Annotated in this window: 15 protein-coding genes; 5 read left to right on the plus strand and 10 right to left on the minus strand. The window is 61.2% G+C overall.

The features are described from left to right. The first annotated feature begins 20 nt into the window (after positions 1-20). The 5 genes from RVAN_RS14175 (at position 21) to RVAN_RS14195 (ending at position 4908) form a co-directional block, all read left to right on the plus strand. Positions 21-239: a hypothetical protein gene (locus RVAN_RS14175; RefSeq protein ID WP_013420396.1), complete on the plus strand. Its 219-nt coding sequence runs from the start codon at positions 21-23 to the stop codon at positions 237-239. 339 nt (positions 240-578) lie between these two features. Continuing rightward, complete coding sequence (locus RVAN_RS14180) at positions 579-1028, plus strand: DUF805 domain-containing protein (RefSeq protein WP_013420397.1); 450 nt, start codon at positions 579-581, stop codon at positions 1026-1028. A 374-nt stretch (positions 1029-1402) separates the two neighbouring features. Next, positions 1403-3166, plus strand: a complete 1764-nt coding sequence (locus tag RVAN_RS19150) for a hypothetical protein (protein ID WP_013420398.1) — start codon at positions 1403-1405, stop codon at positions 3164-3166. A gap of 38 nt (positions 3167-3204) precedes the next feature. Next, positions 3205-3693 carry a PGDYG domain-containing protein gene (locus RVAN_RS14190; RefSeq protein ID WP_013420399.1) on the plus strand — a complete coding sequence of 163 codons (489 nt, stop codon included), beginning with the start codon at positions 3205-3207 and terminating at the stop codon, positions 3691-3693. A 249-nt stretch (positions 3694-3942) separates the two neighbouring features. After that, positions 3943-4908 carry an IS481 family transposase gene (locus RVAN_RS14195; RefSeq protein ID WP_013420400.1) on the plus strand — a complete coding sequence of 322 codons (966 nt, stop codon included), beginning with the start codon at positions 3943-3945 and terminating at the stop codon, positions 4906-4908. Positions 4909-5097: 189 nt separating this feature from the next. Here the strand turns inward: RVAN_RS14195 and RVAN_RS21190 are convergent, their stop codons facing one another. The 10 genes from RVAN_RS21190 to RVAN_RS14245 all read right to left on the minus strand — a co-directional run bounded on the left by RVAN_RS21190 (position 5098) and on the right by RVAN_RS14245 (position 17698). Further along, entirely contained in the window at positions 5098-5343 is a 246-nt protein-coding gene (locus tag RVAN_RS21190; RefSeq protein ID WP_210160481.1) for an SUMF1/EgtB/PvdO family nonheme iron enzyme, read from the minus strand. 156 nt (positions 5344-5499) lie between these two features. Next, entirely contained in the window at positions 5500-6906 is a 1407-nt protein-coding gene (locus RVAN_RS19155) for an SUMF1/EgtB/PvdO family nonheme iron enzyme (RefSeq protein ID WP_013420401.1), read from the minus strand. Positions 6907-6992: 86 nt separating this feature from the next. Next, positions 6993-8090 carry an RNA-directed DNA polymerase gene (locus tag RVAN_RS14205; RefSeq protein WP_013420402.1) on the minus strand — a complete coding sequence of 366 codons (1098 nt, stop codon included), beginning with the start codon at positions 8088-8090 and terminating at the stop codon, positions 6993-6995. A 44-nt stretch (positions 8091-8134) separates the two neighbouring features. After that, positions 8135-8443, minus strand: coding sequence for a HigA family addiction module antitoxin (locus RVAN_RS14210; protein ID WP_013420403.1), 309 nt, complete (start codon positions 8441-8443; stop codon positions 8135-8137). Between the two features lie 8 nt (positions 8444-8451). Beyond that, on the minus strand, positions 8452-8748 hold the full coding sequence (locus tag RVAN_RS14215) for a type II toxin-antitoxin system RelE/ParE family toxin (RefSeq protein WP_013420404.1): 297 nt from the start codon (positions 8746-8748) through the stop codon (positions 8452-8454). Positions 8749-8811: 63 nt separating this feature from the next. Then, complete coding sequence (avd, locus tag RVAN_RS14220; protein WP_013420405.1) at positions 8812-9177, minus strand: diversity-generating retroelement protein Avd; 366 nt, start codon at positions 9175-9177, stop codon at positions 8812-8814. A gap of 108 nt (positions 9178-9285) precedes the next feature. Next, positions 9286-12294, minus strand: coding sequence for an SUMF1/EgtB/PvdO family nonheme iron enzyme (locus RVAN_RS19160; RefSeq protein ID WP_013420406.1), 3009 nt, complete (start codon positions 12292-12294; stop codon positions 9286-9288). 394 nt (positions 12295-12688) lie between these two features. After that, complete coding sequence (locus RVAN_RS14235) at positions 12689-13081, minus strand: hypothetical protein (protein ID WP_013420407.1); 393 nt, start codon at positions 13079-13081, stop codon at positions 12689-12691. A gap of 109 nt (positions 13082-13190) precedes the next feature. Next, positions 13191-14321, minus strand: coding sequence for a tetratricopeptide repeat protein (locus RVAN_RS14240; RefSeq protein WP_169309559.1), 1131 nt, complete (start codon positions 14319-14321; stop codon positions 13191-13193). A gap of 35 nt (positions 14322-14356) precedes the next feature. Next, positions 14357-17698, minus strand: a complete 3342-nt coding sequence (locus RVAN_RS14245; RefSeq protein WP_169309560.1) for a CHAT domain-containing protein — start codon at positions 17696-17698, stop codon at positions 14357-14359. Positions 17699-17860: the final 162 nt, after the last annotated feature.

Below are 17860 nucleotides of genomic sequence, written 5' to 3' on the forward strand. Positions count from 1 at the left end.
GCCCTGAACAGAAAGCCCCCATGTCACAAGAGCGCGTTGTCTATCTGCCCGAGTTTGTCGTCGAAGAGCATCTCGGCCGCAGACTGCCGGAAGCCATCGGGCAGGAGTTCGACTATAACGGCCACCGCTACCGCGTCCGCCAGCGTGACCCGCTGCGCCCGGAAGCGGAGATCCCGTGCGAACTCATCGAACAGCCTAGCGAAAGGAAGATGGCACGCTCGAAGTCGCGCCGGCGCTGAACACTTCGGAAACCAAAGCCCGGGGCGCACAGCTTGATTCAGGGTTCCTGCCGGGCAGGAACCCTGCCTCGCGGCGAGTAGCGGGTGGGCAAGCGGAGACCGGCTTCGCGGGGAACAGTCTGCAGGAAGCGAAGCGGCCGAAGATGGGCGGGAGCCGGTTCGAAGCGCGCTGAGGGCAGAGCCCTGAGCCTCGATCCCTGATCGAAAAGTCATCATGCAATCTGTTTGACGGCCTTCGACATTTGGCGGCGCTCCGCAAACCGCACTAAGATCAACATGCCGGCTCAAAAAGGGACGCCCACCGATTTGGACCGCGCGCGCCAGACAGGAACAGCAGCCATGTCCTCCCTGAAATTCGTCTTCTTCAATTTCCAGGGCCGCATCGATCGGCGCACATGGTGGATGGCCTTTGTGCTTATTCATTTGGGGATCGCGAGCTTCAACTTCGTGCTGTCGAAGTTCATGGGCGATGACGCGCCCTTCCTCGACGGCACCTGGCCAAATCTCGTCCGCCTCCTCGGCGACCGGTCCGGGTGGATCACCGCGGTCGTCTTCCTCGTTCCGCAAATCGCGATCAACACGAAGCGCTTCCACGATCGCGGGATGTCCGGATGGTGGTGGCTTGTTTTCCTGATCCCCTTTCTTGTGGCGACCGCCATCTCGATTTCACCGCTCGGCGGCGAGAATTACCCGTCGCCGCTTGCGGGTTGGGCGCAGTTGATCTGCGGCTTGACGGCCATGTGGACGTTCATCACCCTCGGATTCCTGCCGTCGAAACACGCGAAATGAGTTGCCGCTTGCATCCGATGACCGGATCACGCTGATAGCGGCCGTACGGGCGATGCCTCCTTCGGGCCATTTGCGGTCATTCCGGTCATCCTATGAGTTCGCGTTCCGTTCGCGGCTCCTATACAAATGCGCACCTTGATCTGTGGTAAGCGATGCCCGTCATAGGGCCGCGGCATATGCTGACAAAGGGAAATCCACGACCAACAACCACGCCGCGTACCGCCTGATCGCGAAACCGTGGCCTGGTGTCGCGCGAGCCGCGTGCGCTCGGTCGCAGCCCATCCTTCTCCTCGACTTCGACGCAAATTCGCCTCATCGGCCCTGCTGTTTATGATAAAGACGTAAGTATTTTTTTTAACGACGGTGATTGAGCGATGCTGGATTTGCAGACGGAAGCCGCGCTGAAGAGCGCGAGCGATGCGGCGGGGTTCTCGGGTTGGGAAGGCCGCATTCCCATCGTGCTTGGCGGCATCGGCCACCGCGAGTTGGGTGATCTGGAGCGCATCGCCGGCCTTGTCCGCAAAGAGTGTGCTGCTCTGAAAGAGCGCTATCCGCACTCGCCTTTCGTCATCCTCTCGCCGCTGGCCGAGGGTGCGGATCGGCTCATCGCGCGCGTCGTTATGGATGAACTCGGAGCGAACCTCATCGCCGTGCTGCCCATGCCGCCGGAGGACTACAAGAACGATTTCCCGAGCGAGGCGTCCAAGGCAGAATTTGACGACCTTCTGGCAAAAGCCCTCTGCGTGAAGCTCGCGCTGACGCCTGACGATCCGGCATGGAAGCAGCCCGGCCCCAAGCGCGACGAGCAATATGCCCGTGCGGGTGCGATCATCGCGGACCATGCGCAAGTCTTGTTTGCCATCTGGAACCGCCTGCCCGCCAAGGGCGTTGGCGGCACCGCCGACCAGGTCAAGTGGTTCGACCGCGGCTTCGCTCCCGCCGCCTATTCGTTATACAACGGGCAGATTTCGCCGCTCGATCCGCCGGAGCCCGGCCTTCGTATCGGCATCGATCCAGTGTCCTTCGATGTCGAACTCGTCGAGAATCCTCTAAGCGGATCGACGGATGCAAACCCGAAAAGAAGCAACATCCGGGCGATCATGCATCGCACCGAACGCTACAATTGCGACGTCGTGAGCCATCGCGCCGCCATCGCTGCAAGCAAGCCCATCGCGGTATTAAGCAAAGGCGCAGTCGCCGAGAGCAGGCTCGCCGACAGCGTCTTCCAGGCCGCCGACGGAATGTCGGCGCATTTCGCGACAATCGCGCGTTTCAGTGACAAGGTTGTATATGCGCTCGCGATTGTCGCCATCGTTTCCTTCAATTTTATGAATGTGAGCGCCTATGCTGTGTGGCTCTATCTCGGCGTCACGCTCCTGATGTTGGCCCTGTATTTGCGGATCAGATGGCGCTCTATCGACAATCGGTTCCTCGAATACAGATCACTTGCGGAGGCTTTGCGCGTCTTCTGCTTCTGGCGCCACGCGGGCGTCAAGCGCTCCGTCTGGCTCTCTTTTCTCTCACGGCAAGCGGGCATCGTGCATTGGCTCAGGCATGCGACAAGAACCGTGGAGTTCTGCCAGGACAGCGTTGCCACCGCGCACACGGTTACGCAGCAGAACTTGGCCGACGTGAAAAAGCATTGGGTGCAGGATCAGGTGGATTGGTTCGCGACAAGAATTCCGCAGCACGAAGGTCGAAGAATGGGGCTCAGAACCCTGTGGCGCACAGCCATCGGTCTTTCTTTCGTGCTTTCGTTTGCCCTGTTACTGATGACGTTCACTCCGGCTGCGCTCTTCTTCGGCTCTTCCGCCGAGGCAGACGTAAGCTTGTGGAAGAAACTCGTGGAGCCGGAACCCTACGGCAATCTCTGGCAAGCGGTGTTGAGCTTCCTTGCCGCAGGCGGCTTGGCTGCGCGCGGATTTAGCCAGCGCCGGGGGGATGCCGAACTCGCCAAACAGTACGCGTCGCAACAACAGATCTTCAAGACGGCAAACGATATGCTGGACAAAGTCGGCCAGCCCGACGCCGAATGGAAGCCGGAAGAGATCCTCAGAACGCTGGGCAAGGAAGCGTTGGAAGAGCAGGCGGAATTTGTCTGGCTCAGACACGCGCGCCCCTTCGAGATGCCTCAATAGCTGCGCAAAGGCGCGGCTACTTGCGCTGGAGTACCCTGATGCCATCGGATGACCGCCTCTTTGTAGACCGGCTCTCGCCGCGAATCGCGGCGGCACTCGACGGGCAGGGCCGTCGCTACAGGAAGGCGGCGGAGGTTCGAGCGGAGCGCGTTTCCTCGCCGAGATCGATAAACACCATCCTCTCGAACGGCGCAGTGGAAACAAAAAACCGCGCCGAGCCGGGCGACTACATAGTGACGGCGGAAACCGGTGAGCGTTGGGTCGTCAAGCCCGACACTTTCGTCAAACGCTATTCTCTGAAACCCGGCCGGAAGAACGTCTACCTCGCGCGCGGCGAGGTGGTCGCGGTTCCTAACCCGTTCGGACGACCGATCGAGATCCTCGCGTCGTGGGGAGATAAGCAGGTGGGGGCTACCGATTGCATGATCGTCGATGTCTTCTACCCGGCAACCGGCACACGCGAAGGGCAGCCTTATCTGATCGCACATGCCGAATTCGGGAAGACTTATCGATCTGTGAAACGGTGAGGATGCCGCTAGCAGTGTTTCGTGGGCTTCTACCTGAAAACGAGCATGTCCGTGGTCATGGAACATAGATGAACATCACTGCCATGCTCGATCGAGGCACGTCTCCTACTGGAGGTCTTGTCGAAGTGATATTGGTAGTCGTCAATCGTGCTCGCGGTTGTATTGCATCACGATCTCTGCACTCGGGCTAAGATGTTTAATCCCAGATTTTGATGGTGCATTATTCTCCCTCGGCTGGAAGGATGCGCTATGGGACAAATTCTTCATGGGAGCGCCACAACGACTGAGGCGGTCCGTCGAGCGATACAGCATAGTCAAGAGAGCTTGAGGGCCCTGGCCAAGCGCTACGGCATCAACACGAAGACGGTCTCGAAATGGAAGAAGCGCTCATCCGTCGCCGATGTGCCGACTGGACCGAAAGAGCCGAAATCCACGGTTCTGTCGGTCGAGGAAGAGGCGATAATCGTCGCCTTCCGCAAGCATACGCTCTTGCCGCTCGACGATTGCCTCTATGCGCTACAGGCGACGATACCGCATCTGACTCGCTCGTCGCTGCATCGCTGTCTTCAACGCCACGGTATTTCTCGGCTGCCGGACGTCGAAGGCGACAAGCCCGCCAAGAAGAAGTTCAAGTCCTATCCGATCGGCTATTTTCATGTCGACATAGCCGAAGTGCAGACGGCCGAAGGCAAGCTCTATCTCTACGTCGCCATTGACCGCACGAGCAAATTCGCCTTCGTGCAACTCGTCAAAAAGACCGGCAGGACGTCCGCTTCAGCCTTCCTCGTCGCCCTGATAGAGGCAGTTCCCTACAAGATTCACACGGTGCTCACCGACAACGGCATCCAGTTCACGTTTCCGCCGCGTTATGCCGATGGACCAACGGCCAGATACATGACGCACATGTTTGACATGCGATGCAGCGAGAACGGCATTGAGCACCGCCTCACCAAGGTCAAGCATCCCTGGACAAACGGCCAGGTCGAGCGAATGAACCGGACGATCAAGGAGGCGACGGTCAAACGCTATCACTACGACCGTCACGAGCAGCTCGAAACCCATCTATCGGACTTCATCAACGCCTATAACTTTGCTCGCCGACTAAAGACCCTCAAAGGCCTCACGCCTTATGAGTTCATCTGTAAATGCTGGACGAATGAGCCGGAAAGATTCAAAATCGATCCAATCCATCAAATGCCGGGACTAAACATCTAAGGGGAAGTGCGGGGTTTGCCAATTTGGCGGGACCATCACGGCCGCTTGCGTCATACCGAGGCGGAAGAACCAAAGCGGAAGCTCGGGGCGGCGACATGCGCAACGTGAAAAAGCCAGCCGCGCCGGTCGAAGCCCGTGCGTCTTCCAAGACCGGCGCGGCTGTGGCTGGAACATTTCCCAGCCCTATCATCATGAACGGCCCTGAACGCTTAATCGGGGGCGGCGGTAAAGCGTTCCCCATCGTGCACGCCCGGCGCGACCGTGATCGCACCGGCTCTGGCGACGAAGCGTGCTGGCAAGCCGAAACCCGTTGTTGTTGTTCCGGTTGTCGGTTGTGTTCCTGTTGCGGTAGGCCGCGCGGAGGTTCTGTGGATTGTTGTTCCAGGAGCCGCCGCGAAGAACGCGAAGAGAAACGGGCCGGTCAGGGAGCGTGATGTCACATCAAGGCTCGATGAAAATTATCGCCGATTCCCTCTATGCGCGGAGGACGAAAAAATGTGACGCACAAAAAATTTGCCGCCCGCCTTCGGCGGGACGCCCAGGCCGAGTGTTCGACAACCGCAAGTGCATAGGGGGTAAAGTTGTAAAGATTCAAGAAGTAAGCGTTCTGGCAAGCCGAAACCCGTTGAGGTTGTACCGGTTGTCGGTAGTGATCCTGTTGCGGTAGGCCGCGCGGAGGTACTGTGGAATGCCGATCCAGGAGCCGCCGCGAAGAACGCGAAGAGATGCGTCTCCGCCCGGCCAGATTGAGCCGTCCTCAGGTGCGCCACGGTAATTCCCATGCCCGTTGTCGGCGCACCATTCCCAAACGTTTCCGTGAACCTGATAAAGCCCCCAGGGGTTGGCCTCAAAACTCTCCACCGGCAGGGTGCGTTTGCGATACTCCCCTTTCTTGCCGGACCCGTAGGTGTAATTGCCGTCATAATTCGCCTGCGCGGTGGATATGTCCGCGCCCCACCAGAACGGCGTCGCTGTCCCGGCGCGGCAGACATACTCCCATTCGGCTTCGGACAGCAGGCGGTAGGGTTTGCCGGTCGTCTTTGAAAGCCATGCGCAGTAAGCCGTGGCGTCGTCCCAATTCACGCCCACGACAGGATGGCGCGCCGTTTGCTGAAAGCCGGGATTGCGAAAATTGCGGCCCTTGCGCGTCTCCCACTTTTCGTTCTCAAACGTAAACATCTCGTCGGGCATGGCATGGCCCGTCGCCTCGACGAAGGCGGTGAATTCGCCGAGAGTGACGGCAAACCGCCCGGCCGCGAACGGAGCCTTGATCGCGACGGAATGCTGAGGCCCTTCCCGGCCATCGTCCGGCCTTCCAACCTCGTCCGGCGGCGAACCCATGACGAACTGTCCGGCGGGCACAACCACCATCTCCGGCGCAAGCGGGTGATCCTTGAACCATTCGGTGCGTCCGGCGCCCGGCAAGAACCGCCCGTTGGGAGCGCCGTGAACGTTGAGGGCGCCGACTTTAATGCGCCCGTCCTCGGCATCGCGCGGAGCCGGCGCGGAAGTATCCGGGCCGGCGAATTTGTGGCCGCGCATCAATTGAATCGATCTCACCACACCATCGATCAGGGCTTTGGCGTCGGCCTCGAAACTCACCCGCTGCAACCTTGTGGCTTGGAGCGCGAGCAAGGGACGGATCGAGGCAGGCAATTGGGAGGCAAGAGGCACAGGCGCGTCGCCCAGAAAGACCGGCGCCACCGGGATCTTGCGTGCGAGCGCGCTCTCAATCTCCGTAAGGACGTAATCGGGCTGTCCGCTTGCCGCCCGCAACTCAAACTCGGTCACCCAAGAGCGGCCGATGAGAACCAGCATGAGATCGCAGGCCGCCACTTGGCTGTCGAGCCACGCCGCCCACTGATAGCCGAGCGGGATGTTGCCGTCGATGTCCATGAAGACATCGCCCCTTGGAAACTGCGCGGTGAGCCGCTCATAGAGACGGTCGGCCCAAGCCTCCGCGTCAGAGCGCCGGTAATTGAGAAAAATTTTGGCCATGAAAAATTTCGCGCCGCCGAATTTGAGACCAATAAGCCTATCATTCTATAAATCGCATTCGCTGCCGCGAGCAACTTGTTACCGCGCTAAAGGCCCGGGATGACTTCAAACCAGCCGCCTTCGAACAGCGCCTGACGCAGCCGGAAGCTGTCGGCGTGGCTCGCATGCGCGATCCAGGATTTGACCCGCGCCTCCACTTCGCCTTGCGTGACCGTGCCCGCGCGCCATCGATCTCTGAGACCGCGTAGCCGGTTGCGGAACCGGGCGACATTGCCGTCCAGCAGTTTCCTTCGGCCACGGCCGCCCTTGGCGGTTCGCCGCGGACCTGGGTGCAGTTCAAAGCCCAAAAACGGCGAAGGCTCGGCTACCGGCAGGATCAGCGTTTTGCGGGGATGCAGCTTCAAGCGCCGCCCCTCCAGGCAGCGCTCGATCTTCTCCCGCCAGGTTGCCAGTATGCCGGGATCGTCGTGAAACAGCGCAAAATCGTCCACGTATCTCACGTAGGGCGCGCCCAGCTTTTCGATGACCCAGTGGTCGAAGCGGTTGAGATAAAGGTTCGCAAAGAACTGGCTGGTCAGATTGCCGATCGGCAGCCCGCGCCGCCGCGTGTAGGGCGTGAAAAGATCGTCGCCCGGAAAATGCAGTTCGACCGGCTCTTGGCTGTTGGAGCAATCGACAATGAGGTCCATAAGCCAAAGCGTGCGCTCGCAAGCGATCTTGCGGCGGAACTCGGCTTTGAGAATTTCATGATCGATGGCGGGGAAATAGCGAAAGATATCGGCGCGCAAGACATAGGAATGGTTATCGCGGTAGCGCTCATAAAGCCGGATGGCTTTGTGGGTCCCTTTGCCGGTGCGGTTTGCGAAGGTGTGGTCCGTGAAGCCCGCCTCGAACAACGGGCAGACAACGGCGCAAAGCGCGTGATGGACGACACGGTCGCGAAACGGGGCGGCGGAAATGAGCCTCTCTTTTGGATCCTTGACGAGGATTTCGACGTATCGCCCAGGACGGTAAGACCCGTCCCGCAATTCTCTCTCAAGCCTCAAAATTTCGCGTTCGAGATTTGCCATGAACGCCGCCGCGCCCGGCTTCTTGCGCTTGCCGTTGATGGCTGTCCGGGCTGCCGCGCGGAGCGCCTTGAAACTCGCGATGCGCTCAAAAAGACCTTCATGCCGTTTCGGCATGGGGACGTCTCAGGCGCATCGCCGAACGCAGCGAACGGCGCCCGTCACGCAGCGGCCGTCAGCGGCTTGGCGCGCTCGACCCGCTCCCGTTCATGCGGATCGTGCATCGCGTCCCACAGATCGCAGCGCCGCTGCACATTCAGCCAGAACTCGGGGCTGTTGCCGAACACGCGGGCCAAAATGAGCGCGGTGGGAGCGGTGACGGCGCGGCGCCCATTGCAGAGTTCGTTCACATGCTTGCGTGGAACGCCCATGGCCTCAGCCAGCGCGCTTTGCGTCAACCCCAAGGGCTCCATGAACTCCTGGGTTAGGATTTCGCCGGGGCTCGCCGGCTTGCGCTTGGTGATCAACATCGCATGCCTCACTGATAAATGTGGCCGTCCAGATAAACCCCTGTTGCTTCACCCCGGCCGCCATCCCATTGAAAGATAAGCCGCCATTGCTTGTTGACGCGGATGGAATGGAAGCCTTCAAGATTGCCGCGCAGCTTTTCGAAGTGGTTGCTGGGCGGAACCCTCAAATCTCGGTCCGCCGTCGCGTCGTCGAGCATCTGTAGTTTGCGAAACAGGCGGCTTTCGAGATCGGGCGGGATTTTCTTCGACCGGACGTCATCGACGAAGAAATCGCGCAACCAATCGTCCCGGAAGCTTACAATCACGCGCCCGCTCCTGCGTGAGGCAATGTACCACCCAACGGGTCACGGAGCAACCTCAAATTCACGTCAGGCTGCCTGGCGAGGGGCTGCGCCGGCTTTTGCCCAGCCGCCGACCAGCCGGCCGATTTCATCGATAGCGCGAACCGCGTGCTCATAGCGCCCAAGATCGAGATAGCGCAGCTCGCATGCCATGCGAATGAAGATGCGCAACTTTTCAAGGCCAAGGTTGGCGCGGTCGAGATGGGCGCGGCGGTCGCGCGTGTAGGTGGCCTCGATTAAAGCCTCAAGCACATCGAGCGCCGTACCCTGAATACGGTCGCCGAGCAGAAACTTTTGCGCACGCGGAAATTTCTCTACAGTAGGAACCAGCCAGAGCAGGAACTTTTGATGGGCTTCAAGAGCCGGGCCTGTGCGTCGCGCGTTCTCTTTCATGCCCGAAGAATGCCTCGATTCCGTAGCGACCAGGGAGCTAAAGCTCCCTGGACCCACAGCTTTCGCTCGGCGTGTGTGGAAAAAGAAGAGCCACAAGACGTAAAGGGGCTAAGTGGAAGGAGGTAAAAGCGTTCTGGCAAGCCGAAACCCGAGGCTGGTGTACCGGATGCCGGTTGCGTTCCGGAGGCGGTAGGCCGCGCGGAGGTTCTGTGGATTGCTGCTCCAGGAGCCGCCGCGAAGAACGCGAAGAGAACATCCTTCGGTTGTATACGCTTTGCCGTCGGTTGGCGCGCTTTCATAGGACCCTTCATAGCAATCCTCGGTCCAGGAAAACACGTTGCCATGCATATCGAAAAGGCCCAAAGCGTTCGCTTTGTAAGACCCCACCTTTGCCGTCGTTCCGTTGCCGTCATCGCAAATGTCGCTGGTTTGAATAGTGGCGTTCTGCCGCCGCGCCAACTCTCTAAGCGATAGATCGGCGAAATTGCCGTACTCACAAAGCTGCTTCGGATCGTCGCCAAAGCTGAAAGCCGTCTGCGATCCCGCACGAGCCGCGTATTCAAACTCGGCCTCCGAGAGCAGCCGGTACTCCTTTCCGGTCATGAGCGTAAGCCACGCCGCATATTGCTTGGCGTAATGCCAAGGGACGTTGATGACAGGCTCGCGCCCTTTGCCATATGTGGCGGCAACGTCGGCGGGGCAGCCGCCGAGCGCCACGCATTCGTCCCATTCCGCCCAGGTGACAGCATACTTGCCGATGGCGAAGCGACCGATCTTGACGCGATGCCTCGGACCTTCATCGTCGCCACGGCCCTCTTCGGCTTTGGGGATAGGCCCCGCTTCGGGCTTGCCGTCGAGCCCGATGACGGGCGTCTTGCCGTCCGGCGAGCCCATGACAAACGTCCCCGCCGGTAGCGCAACCATCTCGGGGCAGCGCCCGTGCACACACTCCTGAAAGCTCTCAAGCGGTTTCAATTCGCGTTCTTTGTCCTCGCTCAGCACGCGCGGCATAAAGTTTTTCGCCAGGTAAGGCCGCGCGGTTCCGTACCAGTGGACCTGCTCGCCAATCCATTCCTTTTTGATAATACCGGCAAGGCCAATAATGGTGGCGGCCATGAGCACGGTCACCGCCACCTGCATGCGCTTACGAAAGCGCACGCTCGCACGGTCCTTTTCCGCCGCCGCAAGCTCCGCAGCCCTGCACGCGGCGAGATAGTCGTGATCGGCCGGCTCCAAGTTCGCAGCAAGGTCCGGCCGCTCCTGCAACCCATCAGCAGCTTTCAGACGCTCGCCCGAATGAGAAAGCCAGGTCGCGGCCTTGGCGTTCGCCGCCCAATCGCGGCTTGCGCGCTTGATGCCGTCGAGCACCGTCAAGAAGCCCGCGTCGTCCGCAAGCCAGCCCTGCAAAAGTCCCCATTGGCGCAACAGCGCCTCGTGCGCCGGCTCGATGGTCGTCTCGCCGGTCTCCTTTGAAACATCGGTCGAAAGCAAGCGCTGTTCGACAAGCAAGTCGATCAACGGTCTCGAATCTGCCGGGATTTCCGAAAGCCGCGCCACCCGGCGCCTGGGCGCGCCAGTGTCGGGATCGATGCCCGCAAGCCAGGGGATCAGCCCCCGGTGCAAAAGGGTGAGCCGCGCTTGGGCTTCGCGCGGGATGCGCACATCGACATCCGCTGCTTTGAAGGCGCACGCCACCGCCGCCTCGATCGAGCCTTTGATGCGGCCAAGCTTTTCATATTGGCCGAGCTTCAAATGCCCGGCCGCGTGGTACTCCTCGTAAAGCCGCTCCAGGGTGAAGGCGAGCAGCGGCAGCGCATCTTTCGCGCCGCCCTCCTCGATATCGGCCAAGATCGCTTCGACGAGATTGTCGTCGATCTTCAATGCCCGGCCCGTCCCCTCAAGCCGCCGGATCGGGCCGCGGATCACCTCGGCATATGCTCCCTTGGGCATGGGCGGCAGGCTCATGGTTTCTTGATGCAAGCCCTCCAGCTCCTGGGCCGACTGCAAGCGCTCGTAATTGTCCGAACGTATGGTGAAGACGGCGATCGTTTCGGGATCGTCGCTCAACAAAAGCTCGCGCAAGAGATTGAGAAACGGGCGCGCCTCCGCTTCGGCTTCAGCCAGGAACAGCTCTTCCCCCTGGTCGATGGAGATGACCACGGCGGGCAAGCACCGAGCTCGATCGGTGTCGTCGATCTGCGCCTTTTGCGCGGCAAGGGCCTTCAACTTCGTCTTCAAGGGCGCCGCGCCGCCGTTTATGGCTTCGCGAAGATCGCCGCGCGGAATTTTCAGGTGCGCCGCTTCAAATGCGCGGGCCAGAGCGTCGAGCAGCCCCGTTTCGCCCCAAAGCGCCGCCCGCTCCGGGCGGATCGCCGGCAAGGGAAGGAACGCAGCGTCGTCCCGGCCAAGGCGCGGCAATAGACCCGCGCGCATGAACGAAGACTTGCCCGCGCCCGATGCGCCTAAGATCACAAAGAGGCGAGGCGGAGCCGCATTCTTGATCCCGCGCAATCGATCGATGGCTTCGACAACTGGCCCCTCGCGGCCAAAGAAAATGCCTGCGTCTTCGGCTTCAAGCGGCCGAAGGCCCCGATACGGCGCGCGTTTGGGATCTTCGTCCGGCGGCCAGGCAAAAAAGCTGGCGCCAAGTCCTGCTTTTTGCAGCCCGCTCTTGAGGCGCGACAACCCTTCCTGCGAATAGGTGACATGCACCTCTTCGCCTATAACCGGCAAAGTAACGCGAAACTGCCGGTGATCGCGGCCTGCGGCAAGATTGACGAGTTGCCATGTGCTCGTCACATCCGGGGGCAGATCGGCAATGGACAGCCCCTCTTCGATGACAAGCCCAAACAGCCGTTTGTTGAGACGGCGCGCGAGGTTCATCTCGTTCAAGCACCAGCGCGACGACAGCCACGCCTGGCTGATAAGGAACAGCACCGCCTCGCAACGGCGCGCCGCTTCATTGAGCGCCCGCTCCCAGCGCTCGCCCGCGGCGATCCCGCGCTCTGGATCGAGATCGAGAAATAGATCGCTCCAGCCCTCGGCAACAAGGAAATCGCGAAGCGCGATCGCCTGGGCATTATCACGGCTTGAATGGCTTATAAAAACCTTTGACACGGCATTTACCCAAACAATGAATTCTGCCGAACGTTACTTTATTCCGTGGGCTGAGTCAGCCGACAGCGCATCGGCTGTACTGAGCGCGCCTCGCCGGCCGCCGGAATGACGCCAATCTGCAACACGAGGTAATCTGCGCGTCTCGACGGCGTTGAGATAAACGTCCGGGCCATGGGCAATTCCCGATTGGAAGCCCGAAGCAGGCATCCGCGTCCAATTGATTTACAATTCGCCACGAGTTCCGGTTAGGGTCATCCTCGTCGGTTCCATCATCGTGAAAGGCGGAAGTGGTCTGTAAGCGGAACGAAGGCCGCCGTCGAGATGGGCCACAAGCTGCCATCCCAAGTCTGCGAGTTTCGATTGATGGCGGAAAACGGATCTGCAAGTGGCGGGGCTACCTGCTTTCGCCGTCTTCTTTTGCGCTCAGGATCGCATCGACCAATTCCTTCGCCTTGATCGTTGCAAGGTCCAAAGTCTTGACGCTGCCAATGCGAATGACGCCGCTCGCGGTGCCGAGCCGTTGCCGTATCGCCGTCAGCATAGCGTTCGTGCGCTCGATGAGTTTCAGCCGCTGGTTCAGCTCGATCGACGACAGGATCGCGCCGGGAATGGAGAGGATAGCCGCAACCCAGTTGGGATCGATGTGCTCGAAAAACTTCTCGTTCTCATCTGGCCCGACAACCTTGATGTGCGCCTCTACCCCGAACTCTTCCTTGAAAAAATCCGCCGCCACAGCGGCTGCTTTTTCTGCGTTCGGTCCTTCGGCTGCGATGACGATTGCAACCATGGTCCCTCCTTTTGCTCGTCCAGCCTCGCCTGAGTTTCACTGTCCTTCTACGCGATAAGCGCATCGGCCTGCACAACCGAATCGGCAGCGCCGGCCAAGAGCTGGCGCTTCATTCCAGATTGAGTTTCCGGATCAACTCCCGCGCCTGCTCCGCCGCGCCCTGCTGCCCGAGCTTGCCGAACATCCCGGCAGACTGTTGCAGGACTTGTCGCGCTTCGTCCGGTTGATCATTGGCTGCCAGGATTTGGCCGACAAGTATGCCGATCACGGCAATGCCCTCGGCGCGGCCCAGTTTCGTAACAATCCCATAAGCCTCGAAAATCCGGGGTATGGCGTCGCCAGCTTTCTCTTCAGCCAGATCGAGTTGAGCCAAAGCCCATAAGGTGGCGGCAATTCCGTCGAGATCGCCCAGCGCCTGGTTGACCTCGAGGCTCTTCATCTGCAAGGCCCGCGCACCGCCTACATCGCCCTTCTGTACAAGAACATGAGCGATCTTGCCCATGGTGACGGCTCTTGAGCGCACAGCGCCGAGCCGCTCATAGACCGGCAGCTCCTCCTCGCGGCGGATGCGCAGGGCCTCGTCGAGATCGCCGCGGGCGGAAAGGATATCGGCGATCTGGCCCATGGTGACGGCTCTTTCGCGCACATCGCCGAGCCGCTCAAAGACTGGCAACTGCTCCTCGCGGCGGATGCGCAGGGCCTCGTCGAGATCGCCGCGGGCGGAAAGGATATCGGCGATCTTGCCCATGGTGACGGCTCTTTCGCGCACATCGCCGAGCCGCTCATAGACCGGCAGCTCCTCCTCGCGGCGGATGCGCAGGGCCTCGTCGAGATCGCCGCGGGCGGAAAGGATATCGGCGATCTTGCCCATGGTGACGGCTCTTGAGCGCACATCGCCGAGCCGCTCATAGACCGGCAACTGCTCCTCGCGGCGGATGCGCAGGGCCTCGTCGAGATCGCCGCGGGCGGAAAGGATATCGGCGATCTTGCCCATGGTGACGGCTCTTTCGCGCACATCGCCGAGCCGCTCATAGACCGGCAGCTCCTCCTCGCGGCGGATGCGCAGCGCCCCGTCAAGATCGCCGCGGGCGGAAAGGATATCGGCGATCTGGCCCATGGTGACGGCTCTTGAGCGCACATCGCCGAGCCGCTCATAGACCGGCAGCTCCTCCTCGCGGCGGATGCGCAGGGCCTCGTCGAGATCGCCGCGGGCGGAAAGGATATCGGCGATCTTGCCCATGGTGACGGCTCTTGAGCGCACATCGCCCGAGCCGCTCATAGGACCGGCAGCTGCTCCTCGCGGCGGATGCGCAGGGCCTCGTCGAGATCGCCGCGGGCGGAAAGGATATCGGCGATCTGCCCCATGGTGACGGCTCTTGAGCGCACATCGCCGAGCCGCTCATAGACCGGCAGCTCCTCCTCGCGGCGGATGCGCAGCGCCCCGTCAAGATCGCCGCGGGCGGAAAGGATATCGGCGATCTGGCCCATGGTGACGGCTCTTGAGCGCACATCGCCGAGCCGCTCATAGACCGGCAGCTCCTCCTCGCGGCGGATGCGCAGGGCCTCGTCGAGATCGCCGCGGGCGGAAAGGATATCGGCGATCTGGCCCATGGTGACGGCTCTTGAGCGCACATCGCCGAGCCGCTCATAGACCGGCAGCTCCTCCTCGCGGCGGATGCGCAGGGCCTCGTCGAGATCGCCGCGGGCGGAAAGGATATCGGCGATCTGGCCCATGGTGACGGCTCTTTCGCGCACATCGCCGAGCCGCTCATAGACCGGCAGCTCCTCCTCGCGGCGGATGCGCAGGGCCTCGTCGAGATCGCCGCGGGCGGAAAGGATATCGGCGATCTTGCCCATGGTGACGGCTCTTGAGCGCACATCGCCGAGCCGCTCATAGACCGGCAGCTCCTCCTCGCGGCGGATGCGCAGGGCCTCGTCGAGATCGCCGCGGGCGGAAAGGATATCGGCGATCTGGCCCATGGTGACGGCTCTTGAGCGCACATCGCCGAGCCGCTCAAACTCGGCTTTCGCCTTTTCGAGCCATTGCAATGCATCTTCTGGTTCGCCGCTTTGGGCTTGACGGCCCGCCCAGTCCAGCCAGAGCGAAGCCTGATCAAAACCGTCATTGCTCGTCGTCAACCCGCGTTCGAGCAGGGTCCTGGCGGTCTCCCCATGCCCGAACTGCCCGGCGAGCTCAGCACCGATTTTCAGCAGGCGAGCGGGCGGATGTGCTTCTTCGGCTTCAAGTAGCTCCAAGGCCCAAAAGGCTACCGCCGCCGCTGCCTGGGGTTGATACGATCGCTGAAGATGGAATGCGCCCGCCGCCGCAGCCTCTCCCAAAAGCGTCCAATCCTGCCCAAGTTCGGCAAGGCGCATCAGTTCCAGCGCTTCCGGCCGTAACTGAACATGACTGGCGCCGTCAGACCATTGCGCCTTCAGGTTGGGCAGAATGGCTCCAACGATCAAGATTTGGTCCGCTTGCGTCAGGGCTACGGGACCTGGATCGAAGCCTGGCAGCAACGGACAGTCCGGCTTTGGCGCACGGACGCCCTTGACCTCTTTCAGCAAGCTCGGGCGCACAAGGCGGTTGACAAGAAAGTGAGCCTCGCCGGTTTCGCGGTCGGCAATATGGCGGTCGAGCAGGCCAAGTCCTTTCAGCCGCGCGAGCAGCTTGCCCGCATCGCCAAGCGCCAGTGCTTTCGCGATGGCGGCGAACACGCCTTCCGGGACAGGAATGGCTAGGACTGTACCTGCGCGCAATAGGGCCCGGCCGTCCTCATCCACCGCGTTGACGAGCGTGTTCAACGCCAGATTTTCGAGGAAAGCGGCCGTCTTGTTTTCTGCAGGCACGGCGCCATCGGCGAGATAACGCTCCATCGCCGCCAGCGCCGTTCCAGCGGCAGCCGCATCTTCCAAGGCGGCGTTTGTCAAAAGCTCCTGAAGGCCGGGATTGCCGCACGCGGCCTCAATGCATTGCGACTGCAGCGTACTGTTCAGCTTGCTGTGATCAAGGCGAAGCCGCGCCTGCATCTGCTTCAAGCGCTCTCGCTCGTTCATGGGCGGCAGCGCAAGGTCATGGAGCTTTGCCGCGAGTTCGCAGTTCTTTGCATCGGGCAGCGTGAAGGTGTAGCGGCTCGTGAACAGGAGGCGGCTTTCCGTGTGCCCGAGCGTCTCGGCGAAAGCCTCGACCACGCCGCGCAGGCTTTCGAGATACTCTTGTTTGACCGTCGTCGGCTCCTGTCCCGCTTGCGGGGCGTCGAGCGCCTGTTCCAGATCGTCCACGATCAGGAGAATCGGCGCGTCCTGGTTCAGCGGGCCTCTCAGCATCGCTTCAAGTGCTAGCCCGAGATTGTCACCACGCTGCTCGATGAGAGGAAGCCATTGGCTCTCGAGGGCGGGGCGCAGCGCTGGCGGGCAGGCCCTCAGAATTTCGCCAAAGATCGCCATCGTGTGATAGTCGCCGAAAATTACAACCGGCTTCAACGATGGCAGTCTGTTGGCGATGCGGGCGGCGAGACTGGTCTTGCCGGACTTGCCCTGGCCGTGAATGAGAATGCCGGCGTCTTTTCCAGCCCGGAACACGCGCAGGATCTCCTGCGTCTGCCGCCGCCTGCCGACAAAGCTCTGGCGGCTCGCCACAGGCAGTTGCCGGCTTGGCGCACTGCTTTCAGCGGCCTGCTTCGTCTGCAGAATGTCTTGATGGCCGTGCTCAGCGAGAACGGTTTTCGGCCGCGATCTCGCACCAGCGGTGCAGAGAGGCGCTCCTCCGTCAGGACCAAGATAAAGCCTTGCCAGATGCCAATCGCGTCCGGGGCAGTCGTCCTGCTTCAAAACGGCGAGGCGAGCGTAAGCTGCCGCGCTGTCAAGACGGCGGCCCCTCACAAGCTGGCCGTAAAACTCCCTGGCAAATCGGGTTGCGTCATGGTCGAGCACAGGGCCGCCCCAGCCCAGCACGGCCGGAAATCCTGCTTGAACGAGGTCCATGGATAGAGGCAGCGGATTATCCCCGTCCTTGGCCTTGCGGGTGTCTTCGGCGCTGTGGCAGGCCGAAAGAAAGATCAGCGGCGGAAGGCGCTCGCCGAAACCATCCTGCTTCAGTTTCGCCGCCGTGACCGGATCGGCGTCGCCATACTCGTCCTCGAAGATCAGAGCATTTCGCTCGTCATTCCCGTGGCAAGAGAGATGCACCACGTCGAGGTCGCCCTCCAGTTTCACCCGCGTCGCGAACGGAAAGAGCGCGCCGCTGTCCTCGACCGCGAGGTTCAGCGACAAGCCCTGCGTCGTGGAGATGATCGCCGTCTCTTCCCGCTCGTAATCGAGTTCCGGCGCTCCTTCGGGAGCCGCCGCCATGAACAGCGCCGTCACATCGCCATGAGCGGCGCAGGCTCCAGCCTGTGCTGTTGGCCTGCCAATACGGCGGGCGACGCAGAAGATGCGTGGCTCTCTTTTTGCGAGAAAGCCGGTCTCATCCGCAAGCAATTCCCAGGGCGCGTTGAGGAAAAGCCGCCCCTTGCCGTCAAGGACGCCCGCGCATCGAAACTCACAATGGATGTCGCCGGTCGGGGCCGCTAACGCAGCCTCAAGCCATTTCTGTGCGCCGTTGAGCCAGGCGAACATCTCCTGGCCAAGCTGCTCCAGCGCTTGTGGATTGAAGTCTGCGCGAAGATAGCGATAACGTTTAGACCAATCGTGGAGTTTCGCAAAATCTTGGTCTGTGAATGGGCGCTCTTGCCCGCGATCCCTAAAAGAGAGCCGATCGCGCGATAGCTCGAAAACCAA

The organism is Rhodomicrobium vannielii ATCC 17100 (assembly GCF_000166055.1).
Lineage (GTDB): Bacteria > Pseudomonadota > Alphaproteobacteria > Rhizobiales > Rhodomicrobiaceae > Rhodomicrobium > Rhodomicrobium vannielii.

What these genes read in the sequence shown, in the direction of transcription:
- RVAN_RS14195 (WP_013420400.1), top strand. Translation starts at nt 3,943, where the DNA reads ATGGGACAAATTCTTCATGGGAGCGCCACAACGACTGAGGCGGTCCGT.
- RVAN_RS19150 (WP_013420398.1), top strand. Translation starts at nt 1,403, where the DNA reads ATGCTGGATTTGCAGACGGAAGCCGCGCTGAAGAGCGCGAGCGATGCG.
- RVAN_RS14175 (WP_013420396.1), top strand. Translation starts at nt 21, where the DNA reads ATGTCACAAGAGCGCGTTGTCTATCTGCCCGAGTTTGTCGTCGAAGAG.
- RVAN_RS19155 (WP_013420401.1), bottom strand. Translation starts at nt 6,906, where the DNA reads ATGGCCAAAATTTTTCTCAATTACCGGCGCTCTGACGCGGAGGCTTGG.
- RVAN_RS14245 (WP_169309560.1), bottom strand. Translation starts at nt 17,698, where the DNA reads ATGTTCGCCTGGCTCAACGGCGCACAGAAATGGCTTGAGGCTGCGTTA.
- RVAN_RS14240 (WP_169309559.1), bottom strand. Translation starts at nt 14,321, where the DNA reads ATGGGCAAGATCGCCGATATCCTTTCCGCCCGCGGCGATCTCGACGAG.
- RVAN_RS14205 (WP_013420402.1), bottom strand. Translation starts at nt 8,090, where the DNA reads ATGCCGAAACGGCATGAAGGTCTTTTTGAGCGCATCGCGAGTTTCAAG.
- RVAN_RS14235 (WP_013420407.1), bottom strand. Translation starts at nt 13,081, where the DNA reads ATGGTTGCAATCGTCATCGCAGCCGAAGGACCGAACGCAGAAAAAGCA.
- RVAN_RS14190 (WP_013420399.1), top strand. Translation starts at nt 3,205, where the DNA reads ATGCCATCGGATGACCGCCTCTTTGTAGACCGGCTCTCGCCGCGAATC.
- RVAN_RS14210 (WP_013420403.1), bottom strand. Translation starts at nt 8,443, where the DNA reads ATGTTGATCACCAAGCGCAAGCCGGCGAGCCCCGGCGAAATCCTAACC.
- avd (WP_013420405.1), bottom strand. Translation starts at nt 9,177, where the DNA reads ATGAAAGAGAACGCGCGACGCACAGGCCCGGCTCTTGAAGCCCATCAA.
- RVAN_RS14180 (WP_013420397.1), top strand. Translation starts at nt 579, where the DNA reads ATGTCCTCCCTGAAATTCGTCTTCTTCAATTTCCAGGGCCGCATCGAT.